Source organism: Streptomyces sp. NPDC023527, from assembly GCF_055560115.1.
This window is the reverse complement of record NZ_JBVHJJ010000004.1, coordinates 302,900-320,937: the sequence shown is the minus strand read 5'-3', so window position 1 is coordinate 320,937 and position 18,038 is coordinate 302,900. Positions and strand designations below refer to the sequence as shown.

The window sequence follows — 18,038 nt, the reverse complement described above, 5'->3', positions numbered from 1 at the left end:
GCCAAAAGTCCGACGGGGGCGTCGGCGCGTAGTCCTTGAGAGGGACGATCGTCATCCTGAGGACGCACGGGGCCCCGTGCGGGGGCTCGGCGGTGCGGGGTGGCCCCGCGGGCCGGTGCCCTTGCGGGGGCGGGCGTGTCGGGCGATCCGGTGAGGGTGCGCTTCCGCGTCCGTCCGGCCCGGGCGGCCCGGGAGGGTGCTCGCCGGCGGTCGCCTCAGCGCGTACTCGCGAACGGTCCGTACGTCGGCCTCCGGCGCCCGAGGCCGAGCGTCATCCCCGTAGCGTCCGCGACGGCGCGTGCCCGTGGACCCGGCGGTACTCCGCGGCGAACCGGCCCAGGTTGCCGAAGCCCCAGCGGTACGCGACCTGGGCCACGGTGACGTCCGGCCGCCCCCGGGCGGCCAGCAGGTCCTCGTGGGCCCGGCCGAGACGGACCTCGCGCAGATACCCCAGCGGCGTGGTGCCCAGATGCCGGCGGAACGCCTCCTGCAGCGCGCGCGGACTGGCCCGGCCGGCCCGCGCCAGGTCGGCCAGCGTCAGCGGCTGGTCCGCCCGCTCCTCCGCCAGCGCCATCGCCCGGCGCACCGCGGCGTGCGCGACCACCCCCGGCCGCTGCGCGTCCACCCCGTCGGTGATCAGCTGATGCGTCTCCATCAGCATCGCGGCCGTGGTCTGCGTCAGCTGCGACGCCACGAGCGGGCTGGTGCGCGCGATGCCCTCGCCGAGGATCTCCCGGTGCACCGCCGCGGAGATGCCCTGCCAGCTCCGCGCGGCACCGGGCGAGAGCGCGCCGGCGAGTGAGAACCGCGCCCGTAACGGCCCGTCCACGCCGAGCACGTCGGCCGCCGCCTGCTCGATCGTCTCGCGGTCCAGGCGGAGCGTCGTCATCCGGGCGCCGGGCGCCCAGTGCACCTTGAAGTGGCGGTACGGGTCGAGGACGTACGTCTGGCCGGGCCCGACGACGCGCTCCTCCCGCCCGGGGGAGATCACCTTCACCCGCCCCCGGACGAGCTGGCAGACCAGCAGATACGAGTCCAGCGGCTGGGGTGCCACCAGGGTCTCGGCCCCGTACTGCAACCCCGACACCGTGACGCCGGGGAAGCTGCCCTCCGCGTACCACGCGGAGAAGTCCTTGGGGTCGCCGAGCACGCTGAGCTCGTACGGGCTGTAGGCGGAGCTGATGATCTCCCGTGTCTCGTCGAGATCATTGCTGAGTACGAGCGTGCGCATGTTGCCGGGGGCGTTCGGCCCCACGCCGGGTTCGGTCATCAGGCTTTCCTCGGGTGCCCGCGTTCTCCGGACAGGAGCCGCGTTTGGCGAGTAGCCGACAGATGGCCCCGTTAGTACCGTTCTGCTTGGTCGCAGTCAAGGCGAGGGCTCGCCCCACAGCTGTTTCGGGACAGCCCCGGCCGCTCGGCCACGGCCCTGGGTATACGGGGGACATCCAGGGCCGGGTTCCATCGGAGGGGGTGCCCCGCCGTCTCAGCGGACAGACGGCGGGGTTCGTCCTTTCCCGCCCCCGCCCCCTTGCTCAGCCCTTGACCGCGCCGCCGAGCGCGAAGCCGCCGCCGAGCCGGCGGGAGATGAGGGTGTACAGCAGGATCACGGGCGTCGAGTACAGGATCGAGAACGCCGCCAGCTGCCCGTACGCCACCTGCCCGTAGTTGCCGAAGAACGTGAACACCGTGACGGCGGCGGGCAGTTGCTCGGGCGAGAGCAGCAGCAGGAACGGCACGAAGAAGTTCCCCCACATCAGCACGAAGCAGTAGATCGCCACCACCGCGACGCCGGGACCCATCAGCGGCAGCACGATGCGGACCAGGGTCTGGAACCACCCGGCCCCGTCGGTCCACGCCGCTTCCTCCAAGGTCTTCGGGACGCCGTCCATGAAGTTCTTCATCAGCCAGATGGCGAAGGGGAGCTGGGCGGTGGCCATGAACAGCGCCGTCCCGTACACCGTGTCGATCAGATCGATCCGTACGAACAGCCCGTAGACCGGCACCATGACGGCGGTGATCGGCAGGCAGGTGGAGAACAGGATCGTCAGCAGATACGGCCGGTTGAACCGCGACCGGAACCGCGACAGCGGATAGGCGGCGAAGGCCGCACACGTCACGGTCAGCGCCGTCGCCCCGCCGCAGAGCAGCAGACTGTTGAGCATCGGCGTGAACGTGATCTCGTCCGTCAGCACCGCCGAGAAGTTCTCCGCCGTCGCCCCGGAGGGCGCCTTCACGCGCAGCCCCGCCTCGGAATCCACGGACGCCAACAGCAGCCAGACGAGCGGCAACGCGAACGAGACGGCGACACCGAGCAGGGCGGCATCGGCGGCGATCCGGTGCCGGGTGCGACGGGGGAGACGTACGGAGAGCGGGGGCATGGCACCTCCGGGGGCGGTGAACGCGTCCCCGCGGCGGATCGGGACAACTGCCGCCGGGCATGGGGAGGGTAGCGCGCGAAGGGGGCGCGAACACAGACGCGCGGGGGCCGGGTGATGCGGTGCTCCCAGCGCGGAGCGGGCTTCTCGCCGATCCGGTACGAACGGGCGGCGCCCTCCGCCCGGCGACTGGGCCGCCCGCATCGGCGGCCGGCGGCCCAGTCCGGTTCTCGCTCTCGTGGTGGGGTGGTGTTACCCGATGCAGCCGGGGACGGGAGAGGGGCTGCCGGTGCAGTTGGTGGGGGTGTTGGCGGTCACCGAGGAGGTGTTGAGCGTCGCGCTGCCGGCGACGTAGTAGATGCCGCCGGGGTTGATGGCGGCGGCGTTGCCGCTGACCACGCTGCTGGTGAGGGTGAGGGTTGAGTTGACGCTGGCGATACCGGCGGCCTGGTGGGCGGTGTTGTTCTTGACGTTGCTGCTGGTGAACGTCGCCGCTGCCGCGCCGCCGGTGCTGTAGATGGCGCCGCCGGTGCCGTCGGCGGCGTTGTTGGACAGCTCGCCGCCGGTGAGGGTGACCGAGCCGGAGTTGAGGATGCCGCCGCCGTTCGTGGCCGCGTGACCGCCGCTGAGGGTGACCGCCTTGAGGGTGATGCTGCCGGTGGTGCTGACCTGGGCGATGCGGAAGTTGGTTGCCCCGGAGCGGTTGATGGTGTTGGCGTTGCCCTCGAAGGTGATGGGCGTGGTGATGATCGGCAGCCCGGTGGGGCCGTTGACGCCGTCGTTGCCGTGGGCGGCGGTGAGGGTGTAGGTGCAGCCCGGGGTGAGGGTCACGGTCCCGCCGCCGGCGGCGTTGGCCGTGTTCACGGCGGTGATCAGCGATGTCTCGTCGCACGCCACGGCCATGATCCGGGCCTGGGCGGTCGCGGGCGGGAGGGCGGTCGTGCCGGTGGCCAGAACAGCGGCGCCGGCAAGGGCGAGAAGGGCACGACGGAATCTCATGGAACCCCCTGGAAATGGCTCGGCTGCCTCGCTGATGCGGGGCACTGCGTCAATACGCAGCGGGCTCAGACGTACCCTCGCAGCTGCCAGGGGATACGCGGGGAAGCTTTTCTCTGCATACCGAAATGCGTACCGGTGGTCATCCGATGGAAGGATTTACAACCCCTTACTCTCGAATTCCAGACCGATTGCTCAATGTGAGTGCGGGCGCTCGTTCGCCTATGATCCGGGCCGCCGCCGCTGGTCCGGCCCGGCTTGGGACGGCGACGGAATCCCCTCCCCGGCACCACCTCACGCAAGGCCCTGTCTCACGCGTCACCATCGAAGCGGGCACCGCGCAAGATGATAAGAGTACTTTCGCTCCAAAGGCTCTGGCGTCTAGCTTATTCATCACATTCGCATCAGCTTCGGATCGACCGGAATTGGGCGACGTGAATACCCAACGGTCCCTGGCCGGGCCCATGTGTCTATTTCTCCCCGCTGTCCCGCCGGCGGGCGATGGGCGGGAAGATGGGCGCCTGAATTAGCGGCCGTCCGAGAAGCGCCAACGAACCACGTCGCCACGGGTATTCACAAGCCCGACTCGCGCCTCCTCCAAGGAGATCGCGCCATGACTGGAAAGCGACGGCCTACCGCCCTTCTAGGTGTGCGCGCCCTCTTCACCACGGTGACGCTCACCGCGGTGCCCACCGCGGCCCTGGCCGCGGGCACAGCCCCGGCGGTCGCCGCCTGCTCCAGCCTCAACGGCCTCAACGGCGCCGACGGAACGCCCACCCACCCGGCCGGGTGGCCCGGTACCGACGGCGGCAACGGCGGGGTCGGCGGCGCGGGCACGACAGGCTTCGGCGGCGCCGGTGGCACAGGCGGCGCCGGCGGAGCGGGCGGCAACGGCGGGGCGGCCACCGGCACCGGCATGATCGGACACTGCGGCCCCGGCGGCAACGGCGGGCTCGGCGGCGTCGGCAACGGCGTGCACGGCACCCCCGGCACCGGCAGCGGCACCTGCTGACAACCGACCCCACCTCCACGGGGTACAGCGGCGTGTCCCTCGTGCGGGTGAGCCCGCCGCTGTGTCGCCATGACCGTGAAGTCCCTTGGGGACTATGCAAGTTACCGACTTCAAGGAGCGTTCATGGGTGTGCCCATCGTTGGTGGCCTGATCGATAGCGTGATCGGCATCGTAGTTGGCGCAGGGGCCGGCATCGCGCCTCAGGTTCTGGCCCTCGTGCGTGGTCTTGGTGTGCCGGTGTGAGCGCCTTGGGCATGCCATGACGGCTCGACGTCATTGAGCGGGGTCCTACTCCGAACCTGGAGTAGGACCCCGGCGTTTGTGCGGGCATCGTGCTGACCGGCCCCCCGCGTGCCGGACCTCCCCGCGCCCGTCGAGCGGGCGTGGGGAGGTGGCGTACGGGGAAGCGCCCGGCGAAGCGCCGCGGCGGGCGGTCCGGCCGACTGTGCCCGGCGCGGGTCACACCCCCGCCGGCTCCCGCTGTTCCGGTACCGGCGCGTGGTCGTCCACCAGTGTCTTCTCGTCGAAGGGCACCCGGCCCGCCAGCACCTCGTCCACCCGCGCCCGGTCGATCTCCTTCGTCCACGTGCCGACCAGCACGGTCGCCACCGCGTTGCCCGCGAAGTTCGTCAGGGCGCGGGCCTCGCTCATGAAGCGGTCGATGCCGACGATCAGGCCGACGCCGTCGACCAGCTCCGGGCGGTGGGACTGGAGGCCGCCCGCGAGGGTCGCCAGGCCCGCGCCGGTGACGCCCGCCGCGCCCTTCGAGGCGACGATCATGAAGAGCAGCAGGGAGATCTGCTGGCCCAGCGACAGCGGGTCGCCCATCGCCTCCGCGACGAACAGCGAGGACATCGTCAGATAGATGGCCGTGCCGTCGAGGTTGAAGGAGTAGCCCGTCGGCACGGTGATGCCGACGACCGGCTTGCTGACGCCCAGGTGCTCCATCTTCGCGATCAGGCGCGGCAGCGCCGACTCCGAGGAGGAGGTGGAGAGGATCAGCAGGAACTCCCGGCCCAGGTACCTCAGCAGCGCGAAGATGTTCACCCCTGCCACCAGCCGCAGCAGCGTGCCGAGGACCACGATCACGAACAGCAGGCAGGTGATGTAGAAGCCGATCATGATGACGGCGAGCGATTTGAGCGCGTCCACGCCCGTCGCGCCGACCACGGCCGCCATCGCGCCGAACGCGCCCACCGGCGCCGCCCACATGATCATGGACAGGATGCGGAAGACCAGCCGCTGGATGTGGCCGATGCCGCGCAGCACCGGCTCGCCCGCCGGGCCCATCGCCTGGAGCGCGAAGCCCGCCAGCAGGGCGACCAGCAGCGTCTGGAGCACCTCGCCGCCGGTGAAGGCCGAGACCATGGTGGTCGGGATGATGCCGAGGAGGAAGTCGGCCGTCGACTCGTGCGCGCCCTTGGCCTGTGCCTCGCCCGCGTGCCGCACCGACTCCGTCAGGTGGAGCCCGCTGCCGGGCTCCAGGATGTTGCCGACCACCAGGCCGATGGCCAGGGCCACCGTCGACATCACCAGGAAGTAGCCGAGCGCCAGACCGCCGACCGCGCCGACCTTCGCCGCCTTCCGTACGGAACCGACGCCCAGCACGATCGTGCAGAAGATGATCGGCGAGATCATCATCTTGATCAGGTTGACGAAGCCGGTGCCCAGCGGCTTCAGCTCCACGGCCACGCCCGGGGCGGCGAAGCCGACGGCGATGCCGACGAGCACCGCCGCGATCACCGCGAGGTAGAGGTAGTGCGTACGGTCGCGGCGTGGCTGCTCGCCCTTGCCCGGCGGTGACGGCGCTGTCACGGATGTCACGGGGTCTCTCCTCGTCGTGCGGCTCATACAGGCTCATCGGCGCGTACGGCACGTCCGGCTCATACGGCACGTCCGGCCCGTACGGCTCGTGCCGCTCCTGCCATGCCCCCTCTCCCGACGAGTGGGGCTCCGGTGACTATGCACGGGTCTGTGACCGTGGTCACCCTTGCGTGCATTACGTTCATGGCCGCGGCCGGGTCAGACTGTCCGCCATGCGCAGACCCCGCATACGCCGCCCCCGAAGCCTGGCCGGCCGCCTCTTCGCGATGCAGACCGTGCTGGTCGCAGCCGTGGTGGCCGGCTGCGCGGCCTTCGCGTACGCCGCCGACCGCGGCCAGGCGGAGGACGCCGCGCGCCGCCAGGTCACCGCGGCCGCCGCCGCCGTCGCCGCGTCCCCGGCCGTACGCGACGCCGTCCGATCGACGGACCCGGCGGTCGCGCTCCAGCCTTACGCCGAACGGGTCCGCCACGACACCGGCGTCGACTTCGTGACGATCATGAACCCGAAGGGCATCCGCTGGACCCACCCCGACCCGGCCCGCATCGGCGAGCCGTTCCTCGGCCACACCGGTCCCGCGCTGAGCGGCCGCGCCTTCTCCGAGACGTACACCGGGACCCTGGGCCCCTCGGTACGGGTCGTCGTGCCGGTCACGGACGCCGGCGAGGTCATCGCGCTCGTCAGCGCGGGCATCACCGTCGACGCCATCAGCGCGCAGATCCGGCGCCAGCTGGGCTGGCTGCTCGGTGTGGCGCTGGCCGCGCTCGCCCTCGGCGGACTCGGCACGTACCTCCTCAACGCCGGCCTGCGCCGCCACACCCACGGCATGAACGCCGGCGAGCTCAGCCGGATGCACGACTACCACGAGGCCACCCTGCACGCCGTGCGCGAGGGGCTGCTGATGCTCGACGGACAGCGGCGCATCGCGCTCATCAACGACGGCGGACGTGAACTCCTCGGGCTCGGCGGCGAATTGATCGGCCGGCCCGTCGACGGGCTCGGGCTGCCGCCCGCCCTCACGGAGGTGCTGCTCGCCACCGGGCCGCGCGTCGACGAGCTGCACCTGACCGCCGACCGGATCGTCGTCGTCAACACCTCACCGGTATCGGGCGGCGAGCGCCGGGGCACGGTCGTGACCCTGCGCGACCACACGGAACTCCAGGCGCTGTCCGGGGAACTGGACTCCGTACGCGGCTTCGCCGAGGCCCTGCGCTCCCAGGCGCACGAGGCCGCGAACCGGCTGCACGCCGTCGTCTCGCTCATCGAGCTCGGCCGCGCCGACGAGGCTGTCGCATTCGTCACGGCCGAACTCGAACTCGCCCAGGCCCTCACCGACCAGGTCGTCTCCGCCGTCGCCGAACCCGTCCTCGCCGCGCTCCTCCTCGGCAAGGCCGCCCAGGCCAACGAACACGGCGTCGAGCTCGTCCTCGCCCCCGACACCCACGTCGACGACGGCCTCCTGCCGCCCGGCCTGCCGGCCCGCGACCTCGTCACCATCCTCGGCAACCTCATCGACAACGGCGTCGACGCCGCCGCGGAGGAGGCCAACCGCACGCCGCGCACCCCCGACCGCCGCGCCCACGTCACCGTCACCGTCCGGGCCGACGACGGTGAGCTGCTGCTCCGTGTCACCGACAACGGCGCCGGGGTCGCGCCCGAGGCCGTCGACGAGGTGTTCCGGCGCGGCTGGTCCACCAAGTCGCCGGGCACCGCGCCGCACGGCCGGGGGCTCGGCCTCGCGCTCGTCCGGCAGGCCGCGCGGCGCAACGGCGGTACGGTCGAGGTCGCCGGGGCGCCCGGTGGCGGGGCGTGCTTCACGGTGCGGCTGCCGCTGCGCGTACGCACCGAAGAGCAGGCCGGAGCCGCCTCATGAGTGCCCCGCAGCCGGGAACGCGACCCATCCGGGTACTCGTCGTGGAGGACGACCCCGTGGCCGCCGACGCGCACGCGCTCTACGTACGGCGCGTGCCCGGATTCACCGTCGCCGGGGTGGTGCACACGCGGGGCGACGCCGCGCAGTTCCTCAAGCGGACGGCTGTCGACCTGCTGCTCCTCGACCTCTACCTCCCCGACGGGCACGGCCTCCAGCTGCTGCGCTCCCTGCGCACCGCCGGGCACGGCGCGGACGTCATCGCCGTGACCTCGGCGCGCGACCTGGCGGTCGTACGGGAGGGCGTCTCGCTCGGTGTCGTGCAGTACGTCCTGAAGCCGTTCACCTTCGCCACGCTCCGCGACCGGCTGGCCCGCTATGCGGAGTTCCGCGCGGTCGCCGGCGAGGCGAGCGGGCAGGAGGAGGTGGACCGGGCGCTCGGCGCGCTACGGGCGCCGGGGCCCGCGGCGTTGCCGAAGGGGTTGAGCCTGGACACGCTTCGGACGATCACGGGGGCGTTGCGGGAGGTCGGGGCGGAGGGGATCTCCGCCGCCGCGGCGGCCGAGTGTCTGGGGATCTCACGGATCACGGCGCGGCGGTATCTGGAGCACCTTGTCGCCTCCGGGCTTGCGGCTCGTTCTCCGCGCTATGGGCAGGTGGGGCGGCCGGAGTTGGGGTACCGCTGGCTGGTCCGGTAGCCCTCGGTCCCCGCCGGACGGGCCCGCTGTGGCGTGCCGTGCCGCCAACAAGGGAACGTACGTGGTGCCGTCCCGGCTCGTAGGAGGTCGTAGCCGTGCGTACCACTCCTCTGCTCCTCGCCGCCGTCACGTTCGCCGCCGCCGTCCCGCTCGCCGCCTGCGGCGGGGGGTCGGGTGGCGATCCGGACACCGTGAAGGTCGTCTACCAGCGCAGCACCGACAACAAGGTCCGGATCATGGACGAGTACCTGGCCGGGATCAAGAAGCGGTTCGAGGCCGACCACCAGGGGAAGAAGCTGCGGCTGATCCCGGTGCAGGCGTCGCAGGCGGACTACTACGCCAAGGTGCAGCAGATGATGCGGTCGCCGAAGACCGCGCCGGACGTCGTCCGCGAGGACACCTTCCTCATCAACTCCGATATCAAGGCCGGGTATTTGAGACCGCTGGACGACAAGCTGGCGGGCTGGAAGGACTGGGCGCGCTTCATCCCGACCGCGAAGGCCGCGGCGAAGGCGGAGGACGGCAGGACGTACGGTGTGCCGGACGGCACGGACACCCGGGGCCTGTGGTTCAACAAGGAGATCTTCGCGAAGGCCGGTCTGCCGGCCGACTGGCGGCCGAGGACCTGGCAGGACGTCCTGGACGCGGCCCGTACGGTCAAGCGGAAGGTGCCCGGCGTCATTCCGCTGAACATCTACACGGGCAAGGGCCCCGGCGAGACCGCCACCATGCAGGGGTTCGAGATGCTGGCCTACGGCACCGGGAAGGACCCCCTCTACGACCCGGCGGCGAAGAAGTGGGTGGCCGGCGGGCAGGGCTTCAAGGATTCCCTGGACTTCATCCGGACGGTGTACGGGGAGAAGCTCGGCCCCGAGCCGGCGGACGCGCTCGACGCGAACGTCTACACCCGCGTCACCACGGAATGGCTGCCGCGGGGCAAGCTCGCCATCGACCTCGACGGCAACTGGCTCGGCAAGTACTGGCAGCCGTCCGGCAGCACCCCGTGGCCCCAGTGGTCGAAGGTGCTCGGACAGACGCCGTTCCCGACGCAGCGCGGCGCGGCCCCGGGAGAGGTGAGCCTCTCGGGCGGCTGGACGTGGGCGATCGGGGCCAAGTCGACCAAGGCGGATCTGGCCTGGCAGCTCATCGAGACGCTCCAGACGAAGGAGAACGCGACCGAGTGGGCCGTGCGCGACGGGCAGATCGCGGTACGGGACGACGTGGCGGCCACGGAGAAGTACCGCACGTCGATGCCGGGCATCGAGTTCTTCACCGCGCGGGTCGAGAACACCCACTACCGGCCCACCCTGCCGGTCTATCCGCAGGTGTCCGGCGCGATCAGGGACGCCATGGAGTCGGTGACGACGGGCGACGCGTCGGTGGCGGAGGCCGCCCGGCGCTACGACGAGCGGCTGAGGGCGATCGCGGGCGGCGACGGCGTGACCGTCAGGGGGCGGTGAGGTGCGAGGCGCCGTCCACCGCGCCGCCCGCTGGCTGCCGATCGCCCCGGCCACGACGCTGCTGCTGCTCTTCCTCGCCGGCCCGATCGCGTACTGCGTCTATCTGGCCTTCACCGACACCCAGTTGACGGGCCAGGCGTCCGCGTCGTTCGTCGGCCTGGCCAACTTCCGGCGTGCCTTCGCCGACGACGGATTCCGCAACGCGGTGTTCCTCACGCTCGTCTTCACCGTCCTGTCCTCGATCGTCGGCCAGAACACCCTCGGCTTCGCCCTCGCCGCGCTGATGCGGCGCGCGTCGCGGCCCGTACGGGCGCTGACGGGCGCGGTCGTGGTGGCGGCGTGGGTGCTGCCGGAGATCGTGGCGGGCTTCCTGCTCTACACCTTCTTCAACCGGCGCGGCACGCTGAACGCCGTCCTGGACTGGCTCCATCTGCCTTCGCAGGACTGGCTGTTCACCCTGCCGATCCTGGCCGTCTCCTTCGCCAACGTCTGGCGCGGCACGGCCTTCTCGATGCTCGTCTACTCGGCCGCGCTCTCCGAGATCCCCCGGGACGTCACGGAGGCTGCGGAGGTCGACGGCGCGAGCGGCGTCCGCCGCTTCTGGCACATCACCCTGCCGATGATCCGCCGGTCCATCGCGACCAACCTGATGCTCAACACGCTGCAGACGCTGTCGGTATTCGGCCTCATCTGGGCGATGACGCGCGGTGGGCCCGGCGACCGCAGCCAGACGCTGCCGGTGTTCATGTACGACCAGGCGTTCCTGAAGTCGCTGATCGGCTACGGCACGGCGGTGGCGCTGCTGCTGTTGCTGGTGGGGGCGCTGTTCTCGGTGATCTACCTCCGCCTGATGCGGGAGGAGGTCTGACCCCTCCCCGGCGGACCACCGGCTTACGGCAGGCGGGCCACCAGCTCCGCCGCCTCCGCCACCGGCAGGCCCGCCGCCGTAAGCGTGGTCACCGCTGCCGAGCGGCCGGCCTCCTCCGGGTCCAGGACGCCGTCGTTGACCGCCTGCATCAGGCCGAAGAGGATCTGCTCGCGGACGTAGGCCAGGGCGATCGCCGGCAGCGGTGAGGTGAAGCGGCCCTCGTCCAGGCCCCGCTGGAGCATCGCCGCGCACTCGCGGCGCACCGGCTCCAGGCGCCGGTGGATGCCCTCGACCGTGACACTGCGCTGGGCCAGGGAGATCAGCAGGCGGTAGCCGTCGGCGATCTCCCAGGCGGCGAGCATGGAGCGGGCCAGGGCCTTGGCGGGGTCGTCGACGTCGCGCAGGGCCTCGGCCTGCGCGACCTCCACCGCGTGCGCGGCGTCGTCGACGAGGGCGCTCATCAGCGCTTCCCGGCTGGGGAAGTGCCCGTAGACGGTGCGGCGTACGACGCCGGCCGCGCGGGCGATCTGGTCCATGCTCGCGTCGGCGTCGCGCAGCAGCTCGGCGAGCGCGATGTCCATGATGCGGCGGCGATTGGCGTCCGCTCTGCCGGCCATTGGGTCTCTTCTCGATCGGGCGTCCCCCGGATACCACCGGCGAAATCGCGGCGGTCCGCTGGGTTCATTTTGCACACGGCTGGGCAGACGCGTAAATTGCACAGCGTTGTGTAATTGCACAGTAGTGTGCAAGATTCCGAAAGGGGGGCCGATGGGCCTCGCGATGTCGACTCCGGTCGACGAGATGGACGGTCCGTACAAGAGGCGCTGGGCGGCACTGGGAGTCCTGTGCCTCAGCCTGCTGATCATCGTCATGGCCAACACGTCGCTGACGGTGGCGGCCCCGGACATGGTCAAGGACCTCGGCCTCGGCAGTTCGGACCTGCAATGGGTGATCGACGGCTACACCGTGCCGTACGCGGCGCTGATGCTGATCCTCGGTGCCGTCGGTGACAAGTACAGCCGCCGCGGGGCGCTCGTCCTCGGCCTCTTCGTCTTCGGCGCGGCGTCCGTCGCCGGCTCGCTCGTGGACAGCTCGGGCGCCGTCATCGCCGCGCGCGCCGTCATGGGCGTCGGCGCCGCCATGATCATGCCGGCGACCCTGTCGCTGCTCGCCGCGACCTTCCCGCGCGAGGAGCGCGCCAAGGCCATCACCATCTGGACCGCCACGGCCGGCCTCGCCATCGCCGTCGGTCCGCTGGTCGCCGGCGCGCTGCTGGAGGACCACGGCTGGGCCTCGACGTTCCTCATCAACGTGCCGATCGCCGTCCTCGGCATCATCGGCGCCCTGCTGCTCGTACCGCCGTCCAAGGCGGCCAATGTCGACAAGATCGACTACATCGGTGGTCTGCTGTCCGTCATCTGGGTCGGCTCGCTGATCTACATGATCATCGAGGGCCCGCACTTCGGCTGGGGCGCCAAGGCCATCACCGCGGCCGTGCTCGCCGGCGTCGGCCTGGTCGCCTTCGTCCTCTGGGAGCTGCGCCACCCGCGCCCGGTCCTGGACGTCCGCCGCTTCGCGCAGCGCGCCTTCGCGGGCTCCACGCTGGCCGTCGCGCTGTTCTTCCTCGCCGTCTTCGGCGCGTTCTACTACCTCACCCAGCACCTCCAGTTCGTGCTCGGCTACTCGCCGCTCGACACCGGTGTACGGATGCTCCCGCTGGCCGGAGCCGTCTTCGTGGGCGGCGCGCTGACCGCCTTCCTCACGCCGAAGTTCGGCATGAAGATCACGGTCGCCCTCGGCATGACGGTCGGCACGGTCGCCATCGCGCTGCTCACCCGCGTCGACGCCGACTCCACGTACAACGACTTCGTCGGACCGCTGATGATCCTCGGTCTGGCCATCGGTCTGTCCCTGTCGCCCTGCACCAACGCCATCATGGGCTCCTTCCCCGAGGACCAGCTCGGCGTCGGCGGCGCGGTCAACAGCACCTCGATCGAGATGGGCGGCTCGCTGGGCATCGCCATCCTCGGCACGGTGCTGGCCAAGACCTACTCCTCCAACCTCGCCGACGCCGCCGACAAGGTGGCCGCGGGCGGCGGCCCGAAGCTACCGGAGAAGGCCCTCTCCATCGCGCAGGACTCCGTCGGCGCCGGTCTGGGCGTCGCCCAGGAGGTCGGCAAGCAGGTCGCGGCCGGTGCCGCGCCCAAGGTCGGCGCGGAGAAGGCGGCCCAGCTCGGCGCCCAGCAGGCGCAGACCGTGGTCGAGGCCGTGCACAAGGCGTTCGCGGACTCCGTCGCCCACACCAGCGTGATCGGCGCCGTCATCCTCGGCGTCGGCACGGTCGTGGTGGCCCTCCTCCTGCCGCGCCGCGCCCCGCAGGCCCCGGCCGGGGACAAGGCCGAGGACAAGAGCGAGAGCAAGGCCGAGGACAAGAAGGCCGACGAGCGCGTCTGACGCTTCGACATCGCACCGGTGCCCCGTACCTCCGCCGAGGTACGGGGCACCCGTGCGTCCGGCCGCGCTACACCGCCCGGAACCACACCGTCGCCAGTGGCGGGAGCGTCACCGTCACGCTCGCCGGGCGGCCGTGGTGGCGGGTGGACTCCGTCTTGATGGGGTCCGGGTTGGTCACGCCGCTGCCGCCGTAGCGCTCGGCGTCGGTGTTGAGGACCTCCTGCCAGGCCGTGTGCCGCGCGGGCACGCCCAGCGGATAGCCGTGCCGCACGACGGGTGAGAAGTGGCTGACCGCCAGCAGCGGCGAGCCGTCCGCGTCGTAGCGCAGGAACGCGAAGACGTTGTCCTCGCCCGCGTCCCCGTCCACCCACTCGAACCCCTCGGGCACGGTGTCGCGCTGCCACAGCGCCGGCGTCCCCAGATACACCCGGTTCAGGTCGCGCACGAGATCGCGCACGCCCCGGTGGTCGGCGGCGGCGGAGTACGAGGGGTCCAGCAGCCACCAGTCCGGGCCGTGCCCCTCCGACCACTCGGCACCCTGGGCGAACTCCTGCCCCATGAAGAGCAGCTGCTTGCCCGGGTGGGCCCACATGAAGCCCAGATACGCCCGGTGATTGGCGCGCTGCTGCCACCAGTCGCCCGGCATCTTGGAGACCAGCGAGCGCTTGCCGTGCACCACCTCGTCGTGGGAGATCGGCAGCACGTAGTTCTCGCTGTACGCGTAGATCATGGAGAAGGTCATCTCACCGTGGTGGTACTTCCGGTGGACCGGCTCCTTGGAGACGTAGACCAGCGAGTCGTGCATCCAGCCCATGTTCCACTTCAGCCCGAAGCCGAGGCCGCCGAAGCCGCCCACGCCCACATGGTGCGTGGCGCGGGTGACGCCGTCCCAGGCGGTGGACTCCTCGGCGATCGTGACGACACCGGGGCAGCGGCGGTAGACGGTGGCGTTCATCTCCTGGAGGAAGGCCACCGCGTCGAGGTTCTCCCGGCCGCCGTGGACGTTCGGCGTCCACTGGCCCTCCTCGCGGGAGTAGTCGAGGTAGAGCATCGACGCCACGGCGTCCACGCGCAGACCGTCGATGTGGAACTCCTGGCACCAGTAGACGGCGTTCGCCACCAGGAAGTTACGGACCTCCGTGCGGCCGTAGTCGAACTCCAGCGTCCCCCAGTCCGGGTGCGCCGCCCGCGCCGGGTCCCCGTGCTCGTACAGCGGACGCCCGTCGAACTCCGCCAGCGCCCAGTCGTCCCGGGGGAAGTGCGCCGGCACCCAGTCCATCAGCACCCCGATGCCGGCCCGGTGCAGCGCGTCGACCAGGTACTTGAAGTCGTCGGGGGTGCCCATGCGGGAGGTCGGGGCGTAGAAGCCGGTGACCTGATAGCCCCAGGAGCCGCCGAAGGGGTGCTCGGCGACGGGCATCAGCTCCACGTGCGTGAAGCTCAGGTCCTTGACGTAGGCCGGCAGCTGCTCGGCGAGTTGCCGGTAGGTCAGTCCCGGCCGCCAGGACGCCAGGTGCAGCTCGTAGACCGAGAAGGGCGCCTCGTGCACGGGCCGCTCCGTGCGGCGCGCAAGCCACTCCCCGTCCTGCCAGTCGTGGTGCGAGGCGTGCACGATCGACGCTGTGGCGGGGGGCACCTCGGTGCGCCGGGCCATCGGATCGGCGCGCAGCGTGTGCGAACCGTCGGGGCGGGTGATCTGGAACTTGTACAGCGCGCCCTCGCCGACGCCCGGCAGGAACAGCTCCCACACCCCCGATCCGCCCAGCGACCGCATCGGCTGACCGGTGCCGTCCCAGTAATTGAAGTCGCCGGCCACCCGCACACCCTGGGCGTTGGGCGCCCACACCGTGAACCGGGTGCCCTCGACCCCCTCGTGCGTCATCGGCATCGCGCCGAGCGCCCGCCACAGCTCCTCGTGCCGGCCCTCGTGGATCAGATGCAGGTCCAGCTCGCCGAGGGCGGGCAGGAAGCGGTACGGGTCCTCGATCTCCAGCTCGGCGTCGTCGTACGCCACCAGCAGGCGGTAGTCGGGGATCTTCCGCAGCGGCAGCACGCCCGCGAAGAACCCGTCCCCCTCGTCGTACAGCTCCGCCCGCAGGCCCTGCCCGACGACCGTCACCGAGCGGGCGAACGGCCGCAGCGCCCGGAACGCCACACCGCCGGGCGCGGAGTGCGCGCCGAGGAGCGCGTGCGGATCGTGGTGCGCCCCGTGCAGCAGCCGCGCCCGCTCGTCAACGGGCAGCGGCTCGGCGGGCCGCACGCCGCGCCGTTCCGCGGGCCTGCGGGCGCGGGACGGTGCCAGGGTCGAGGACGGAGTCGCGCGGGGCGCCGGCGCGGTGGCGGACTCGCGCGCCGGTGGTCCGGCATCCGGGCCCGCGGACGTCTCCCGCGCGGCCCCGCTCCGGGGGCTTGGCCGGGCCGGCGCCGGGCGGAACGTCGCGGGGACCCCGCCCGGCTCGCCGGGCCGGTCGGCCCCGGGCTCGTGGGGCGGTCGGCTGGACGGTGGTCGAGCGGTCACGGGGCGGTCCTCCTCGGGCCCCCGGCCGGCGACCGGGGGGTGGTCGGTGGTGCGGGGGCGGTGGGTCATGCCGGCTGCGGGCCGTCCGGCCGGCGGGCGGGGCCGCTCGGGCGAACCGCGGCCGCGCGGGTGGGCTCCTCGCCGGTGCCGGGCGCGGCGAGCCCGCCCGGCCTGCGGCCGTACGCGCGGCTCGGCACGCCGTCCGCCGCCTCGGGCTCGCCGCCCGGCCGGGCCTGCGCGAGCCGGTGGATCGCGGACATCGGCACGGGCAGCCAGTCCGGGCGGTGCCGGGCCTCGTAGAGGACTTCGTAGACGGCCTTGTCCGTCTCGTGCGCGCGCAGCAGCTGCGGGTCCTCGCGCGGGTCGCCGTGGACGGTCGCGTAACCCTCGCAGAACGCGGCGCGGGCCCGCTCCGACCAGGTGGTGCCGCCGGCGCGGCCCACCGCGGCCGCGTAGTCGAAGGAACGCAGCATGCCCGCGACGTCCCGGGCGGCGGGCTGCGGGCGGCGGCGCTCGGCCAGCGGGCGCGCGGGCTCGCCCTCGAAGTCGATGAGGGCCCAGCGGCCGTCCTCGGCCGTGCGCAGCGCCTGGCCCAGGTGCAGATCGCCGTGGATGCGCTGGGCCCGCCAGGTGCGTCCGGCCCGGCCGAGCGCGGCGAGTTCGTCGTACGCCGCGCACAGCGCGGCGCGGTAGGGGCGCAGGGCGGGGACGGCCTCGGCCGCCGCGTCCAGGCGCCACGTCATGGCGGCGGCCAGGTGTTCGAGCTGGGGGCGGCGCAGGACGACCGTGGGCAGCGCCTCGGCCAGCGCGGCGTGCACCTCGGCCGTGGCGTGGCCGAGGGCGCGGGCGGAGGCGGTGAAGTCGGCCCGTACGGCCAGGGCGCTCAGGGCCAGCTGCCAGCCGTCGGCGGACCCCGGCAGATAGGGCTGGAGCACGCCGAGGGTCAGTGGACCGGTGCCCGCGCCGGCCAGCTCGGCCTCGAACCAGGCGGCCGGCGGCGGCACCCGGTCACAGCCGGTGCGGGCGAGGGCGCGGGGGAGTTCGAGGTCGGGGTTGATGCCGGGGCAGACGCGGCGGAAGAGCTTGAGGATATACGTTTCGCCGTAGACGACGGAGGAATTGGACTGCTCCGCGGTGACCAGCCGGGGTGTCAGGCCGGCGGGGATGGCGGCGCCCTCCTCACGGCTGAAGCGCAGCGGTCCCAGCCGTCCCGGCACCCGCAGCCGTTCCAGGAGCAGGGCGGTCAGGCGTGGATCGGCGAGGCCCTCGTAGAGGGTGCGGCCGTGCAGCGGGCCGCCGGAGGGGCGGCCGATGAAGGCGGGTGCCAGGTGCGGGGGCAGGACGTCCTGGACGCCGAGGAGCAGTTGGTAGCAGTCGTCGGTGCCGGCGTGGACGGCCGGGGCGCCGGTCTCCGCCGGGCCGGACTGATGGGCTCGTACGAGCACATGGAGCAGGCCGGGGGTGGTGGTGCCGGCGGGGTGGGGGAGCAGCTCGGTGGCGGTGACGAGCGTGAAGCCGGTGATCGGACGGCCCTTCCCCGCGAACCACCGCTGCCGGGGCAGCCACTCGCTCAGCAGCGGCATCAGCGACCCGAGCAGCCCGGGCTCGACGGCGTCCGCCGGCAGCGCGGCGGTGGCCGACGCCGCACGGACCGAGGACAGCAGCGGCTCGGGGGACGCCCCGCGGCGGGTGGCCCCCCGGCGGGACGGTGCAGCGTCCGACATGGCGTCGCGTCCTTTCCCCGGGCACACGACAGGTAGGGCAAAGTGTCCCGGATTGCGGCTTCGACCGGTGCGCGGTGCGGGACGTGTCGGGCGAGGATCGTCCGTACGGTCAGCCCCAGCGGCCTGTGCGTGCGGTACGTGCGATGCGTGCTGTGGCGCTTGCTCCGGCCCCGGAGACCTCGACGGCCTCCGCGGCGGAATCGAACGGTGTCGATCTGATCGGCCCGGCCCGTGCGTAGTA

The 18,038-nt window shown here is 72.2% G+C and carries 13 protein-coding genes; 6 read left to right on the top strand and 7 right to left on the bottom strand.

What is annotated here, in order from left to right; translation table 11 throughout:
• Positions 1-271: 271 nt before the first annotated feature.
• From ACZ303_RS10555 to ACZ303_RS10545, 3 genes are all read right to left on the bottom strand, one after another.
• Entirely contained in the window at positions 272-1,270 is a 999-nt protein-coding gene (locus ACZ303_RS10555) for an AraC family transcriptional regulator (RefSeq protein WP_467337204.1), read from the bottom strand.
• Between the two features lie 262 nt (positions 1,271-1,532).
• Positions 1,533-2,378 (bottom strand): carbohydrate ABC transporter permease, encoded by an 846-nt coding sequence (locus tag ACZ303_RS10550; protein ID WP_467337202.1) that lies wholly within the window; start codon positions 2,376-2,378, stop codon positions 1,533-1,535.
• Between the two features lie 249 nt (positions 2,379-2,627).
• On the bottom strand, positions 2,628-3,374 hold the full coding sequence (locus tag ACZ303_RS10545) for a hypothetical protein (RefSeq protein WP_467337200.1): 747 nt from the start codon (positions 3,372-3,374) through the stop codon (positions 2,628-2,630).
• A gap of 610 nt (positions 3,375-3,984) precedes the next feature.
• On the opposite strand from ACZ303_RS10545, the gene ACZ303_RS10540 reads away from it, so the two are divergent.
• Positions 3,985-4,383, top strand: a complete 399-nt coding sequence (locus tag ACZ303_RS10540) for a hypothetical protein (RefSeq protein ID WP_467337198.1) — start codon at positions 3,985-3,987, stop codon at positions 4,381-4,383.
• Between the two features lie 459 nt (positions 4,384-4,842).
• Here the strand turns inward: ACZ303_RS10540 and ACZ303_RS10535 are convergent, their stop codons facing one another.
• Complete coding sequence (locus tag ACZ303_RS10535; RefSeq protein ID WP_467337466.1) at positions 4,843-6,198, bottom strand: cation:dicarboxylate symporter family transporter; 1,356 nt, start codon at positions 6,196-6,198, stop codon at positions 4,843-4,845.
• 221 nt (positions 6,199-6,419) lie between these two features.
• Here ACZ303_RS10535 and ACZ303_RS10530 point away from each other — a divergent pair, with 221 nt between their 5' ends.
• The 4 genes from ACZ303_RS10530 to ACZ303_RS10515 all read left to right on the top strand — a co-directional run bounded on the left by ACZ303_RS10530 (position 6,420) and on the right by ACZ303_RS10515 (position 11,101).
• Positions 6,420-8,078: a sensor histidine kinase gene (locus tag ACZ303_RS10530; RefSeq protein WP_467337196.1), complete on the top strand. Its 1,659-nt coding sequence runs from the start codon at positions 6,420-6,422 to the stop codon at positions 8,076-8,078.
• Complete coding sequence (locus tag ACZ303_RS10525) at positions 8,075-8,773, top strand: response regulator (protein WP_467337194.1); 699 nt, start codon at positions 8,075-8,077, stop codon at positions 8,771-8,773. The genes ACZ303_RS10530 and ACZ303_RS10525 overlap by 4 nt, the downstream gene beginning before the upstream one ends.
• A 95-nt stretch (positions 8,774-8,868) precedes the next feature.
• On the top strand, positions 8,869-10,233 hold the full coding sequence (locus ACZ303_RS10520) for an extracellular solute-binding protein (RefSeq protein WP_467337192.1): 1,365 nt from the start codon (positions 8,869-8,871) through the stop codon (positions 10,231-10,233).
• A gap of 1 nt (position 10,234) precedes the next feature.
• Positions 10,235-11,101 (top strand): carbohydrate ABC transporter permease, encoded by an 867-nt coding sequence (locus ACZ303_RS10515; RefSeq protein ID WP_467337190.1) that lies wholly within the window; start codon positions 10,235-10,237, stop codon positions 11,099-11,101.
• Between the two features lie 23 nt (positions 11,102-11,124).
• On the opposite strand, the gene ACZ303_RS10510 is transcribed toward ACZ303_RS10515, so the two are convergent.
• Positions 11,125-11,718 carry a TetR/AcrR family transcriptional regulator gene (locus ACZ303_RS10510; protein ID WP_467337188.1) on the bottom strand — a complete coding sequence of 198 codons (594 nt, stop codon included), beginning with the start codon at positions 11,716-11,718 and terminating at the stop codon, positions 11,125-11,127.
• Positions 11,719-11,869: 151 nt separating this feature from the next.
• On the opposite strand from ACZ303_RS10510, the gene ACZ303_RS10505 reads away from it, so the two are divergent.
• Positions 11,870-13,555, top strand: a complete 1,686-nt coding sequence (locus tag ACZ303_RS10505) for an MFS transporter (protein WP_467337186.1) — start codon at positions 11,870-11,872, stop codon at positions 13,553-13,555.
• 67 nt (positions 13,556-13,622) lie between these two features.
• Here ACZ303_RS10505 and glgB read toward each other — a convergent pair whose 3' ends face one another.
• Positions 13,623-15,815, bottom strand: a complete 2,193-nt coding sequence (gene glgB, locus ACZ303_RS10500; RefSeq protein WP_467337184.1) for a 1,4-alpha-glucan branching enzyme — start codon at positions 15,813-15,815, stop codon at positions 13,623-13,625.
• Between the two features lie 323 nt (positions 15,816-16,138).
• A complete protein-coding gene (locus ACZ303_RS10495) occupies positions 16,139-17,797 on the bottom strand; it encodes a maltokinase N-terminal cap-like domain-containing protein (RefSeq protein ID WP_467337182.1) in 1,659 nt (552 codons plus the stop codon).
• Positions 17,798-18,038: the final 241 nt, after the last annotated feature.

Bases quoted from the DNA above. Each gene is read 5' to 3' on its own strand.
- ACZ303_RS10555 (WP_467337204.1), bottom strand. From the start codon at position 1,270: ATGACCGAACCCGGCGTGGGGCCGAACGCCCCCGGCAACATGCGCACG.
- ACZ303_RS10550 (WP_467337202.1), bottom strand. From the start codon at position 2,378: ATGCCCCCGCTCTCCGTACGTCTCCCCCGTCGCACCCGGCACCGGATC.
- ACZ303_RS10545 (WP_467337200.1), bottom strand. From the start codon at position 3,374: ATGAGATTCCGTCGTGCCCTTCTCGCCCTTGCCGGCGCCGCTGTTCTG.
- ACZ303_RS10540 (WP_467337198.1), top strand. From the start codon at position 3,985: ATGACTGGAAAGCGACGGCCTACCGCCCTTCTAGGTGTGCGCGCCCTC.
- ACZ303_RS10530 (WP_467337196.1), top strand. From the start codon at position 6,420: ATGCGCAGACCCCGCATACGCCGCCCCCGAAGCCTGGCCGGCCGCCTC.
- ACZ303_RS10525 (WP_467337194.1), top strand. From the start codon at position 8,075: ATGAGTGCCCCGCAGCCGGGAACGCGACCCATCCGGGTACTCGTCGTG.
- ACZ303_RS10510 (WP_467337188.1), bottom strand. From the start codon at position 11,718: ATGGCCGGCAGAGCGGACGCCAATCGCCGCCGCATCATGGACATCGCG.
- ACZ303_RS10505 (WP_467337186.1), top strand. From the start codon at position 11,870: ATGGGCCTCGCGATGTCGACTCCGGTCGACGAGATGGACGGTCCGTAC.
- ACZ303_RS10495 (WP_467337182.1), bottom strand. From the start codon at position 17,797: ATGTCGGACGCTGCACCGTCCCGCCGGGGGGCCACCCGCCGCGGGGCG.